Below are 3,096 nucleotides of genomic sequence, written 5' to 3'. Positions count from 1 at the left end.
TCTTTAGCAATTAATGCTTTAGCCTGTGTTAATGCATCTGCAAGTACTGTCCAGCTATCAACTGTATAATCACTTTCATTTAATGCTTCTGCAGCAACAACTGCGGCACTAAGAGCTGTTTTATCAGCTTCAATGATTTCTACTTTTGTTCCATATAGCTTCATTTCCGCAATTCTTGCATACATGTTATTTTCTGATTCAAGTCTTCCTACTGATTCTAATGCTACAAGTTTTACATATTTAGCATTGACACCAGCTAAATCAACTGGAACAGTAACATTCTTACCTTGTTTATATTCTTCAGCATCTACTGTTCCTTCAGTTGCTTTTGACCAATTTTCACCATCCGTACTTGTATACACTTCATATTTAGTGATACCACCATTTCGAATTGTATGTGAAACAAATTCAAGAGAATCTAAACTATAAACACCATCTAATGTAATAACAACATCTTTTGGTAAAGTGGCTTGGCTTCCAGACCATGGTGATTCCCAATATGTTGTTAAATCACCATCAAACATTCTGTCTGCTGAATCACCACCATTATCAATAGCTTCAACATTAGTAATTGCACTATTGATCAACTTGTCAGTTTCAGTTATTGCAGGACGACCCGTAACTTCTATTTCAGCTAATGTTAACATATTAGAAACTGGTGCCCCACCACTTGTAATTGCTGTTAAGAATGTAATATCAATTCTATCTACATTCTTTGTAGGATCAAAATTGAATTCATATATAGATTGCATATCTGAAATAACAACTTCTTCTCCTTTTGTACCATCTGTATAAACTAATTGCGCCTTAGCACTTGTTAAGTATCCATTAGCTTTATTAGCATTATATACTTTAACTTGATCTACTAATGCATCTTCTTTTAGATCTAAATGCATAGTTAATGGTAATGCTACATATTCTGGAAGTTTTCCATCTTCACCATAATTAGATGAAATATCCCATAGGAATTCAAAATCTCTTGCACTAGAACCATCTTTATTACCATCAAATAATTTAGTATATCCATTAGCTTTACCATATTGAATTAATTTTTCAACATTAGTTCCATCATCTTCTGGCAAGAATTCATTTGTCATAGTAATATCAAAATCATCTAATCCAAGGCTAAAGCTTGTATCAGCTGCTCCATCATATAATTCGATATTTTCTAACCAGAATTTACCAGCTTTTGATTCATTATTAACTAAATAGATCTTACCAATATTTTCAGGCACTGCTGCAGTTGAACGGAATCCAAAGTTATCAGCAATAACAGTTGCAACACCTGCTTCATCAGTTACAGTCGCACTCCATTTTTCTGCTTCTAAATCAACAGTTACTACAATATGATAAAATTCATCTTTATTAAAGCTCAAACCACTTTGAACAAATGTACTACCATTATGAGCACCAAATTTTCCATCCTTATACATCCGAATAACAATTGGCATTTGGCTATAAGCTGTATAATTTGAATCACTGCTTCCTAATGAAACGATTGCATTTGTTTGAGTTGGTTCCAATGTTGTTACCATATCAAACTCTACAGTTACAACATTTTCTTTATTAGGCCCAATAGCTCTTTTTGCAGAAACTGATCCGCTAGAGTTTGCAGTAGTAGATACTAATGCATTTTCAGAAGGCTGTAATCCTGGATCCGTAACTAAAACATCTGGTCCATATAATGAGATCTTACTTAAATCAATAGCTTCACTAACATTAGCAATGTCAGCTTTTGCTTTCATTGTTATTGTAGCTGCAACGCCTGATCCTTCGCATACTGCTTGATCTCCTCTGTTAACATACGCTAAATTGACATATGCAGTTCCATCATCGTAAACTTTATTAACTGTCAAATCTGTCATTGATTCAATAATGTCACCTTGTGTTACACTAACAAATTCTAATAATTCAGGATTATAATTAATAACTTCACCAAGCGCATCTAGATTATCAACGTTATCTAAAGTAACATCAATAGTTAATGTTTCACCCGCTGTTAAACTTTCAGCACTAGATACTAATGATCCTCTACCAGTTGCAGCACCTTCTTTATTGTTTGTTACTCCTTCTGGTAAATTATACAATGTATATGTGTAATCATAAACATCATAGATATCATTCATGTTGATATCCATAGCATAATTTTTGATTTGAGTATCAAATGTTGGATTATCTTTAACAGATAAACCTTTATAGTTATTTAAGTTTGTATAATCTGCATCAGCCACGTGATCTCTGTGCTGACCAGCAATACTTCCTATTGCAAATGGTTGACGTCCTTCATCAGCAATAACTTTAATTTCACTAGCTGAGAAGAATGTTCCCACAGATGCTCTTGGAATAAAACGTATATATCGTGCAGGTCCTACGTTATCAATTGTTTTTACAGTTGAATCAGCTGCCCATTCAAACGTTCTTGTTTCACTCCAATTTACACCGTCTAAACTTGTTGAAAAATCCATCTTTGTAACTGTTCCATTACCAGCATCGTCTCTTGGATAATATTCAACTTTTTCAATGTTATAACCTTTTCCATAATCAACTGTTAATGTTTCATTGATTCCACCATTATTTGAGTGGAATCCTCCATCTCCAGATTGGAAAATATTATCAAATGCTAGCGATGCATTACGATTGCTCCAAATTCTTCCAGTCCAATCAATATTTACTGGTTTAGGAGTATTACGCCATGGATCTAATAGAGAGCGAGTTACTAATGGTTCACTCCAGTTAGAATATCCATCAACATTTCTTGCACGTACTTGATATGTATGTTCTGAATCATACTCTAAGCCTTCATGATTATAACTTGTAGATGATAATACGTTATTAATTACACCATCTACCATAATTTCATAGCTTGTTGCACCTTCTACTGTATCCCATTGTACTTTAATACTTGTTGGTGTTTTGTCTTCTTCAGGAGCAATTATATTTTCTGGTACGCTTAAATCATTATTAATCGTATCTTTCATATGCAAAGCTTCACTGTCGTTTTCAAATCCATTAACTACTAAAGTTTGAGCGTTATCATCAACATTAGTCTTAGGGAATGATACATATAATTTTGGTGTCGTTGTTATTTCTGTATCT

The 3,096-nt window shown here is 33.5% G+C and carries 1 protein-coding gene; it reads right to left on the bottom strand.

Going from position 1 to position 3,096, the window contains the following annotated elements; translation table 11 throughout:
- Positions 1–3,096, bottom strand: a 3,096-nt coding sequence (locus tag BR82_RS16500) for a discoidin domain-containing protein (protein WP_027090722.1), incomplete at both ends; no start/stop codon positions are given.

The organism is Thomasclavelia saccharogumia DSM 17460 (assembly GCF_000686665.1).
Lineage (GTDB): Bacteria > Bacillota_I > Bacilli_A > Erysipelotrichales > Coprobacillaceae > Thomasclavelia > Thomasclavelia saccharogumia.
The sequence above is the reverse complement of the archived record's forward strand: the minus strand, read 5'-3'. Positions and strand labels throughout refer to the sequence as shown.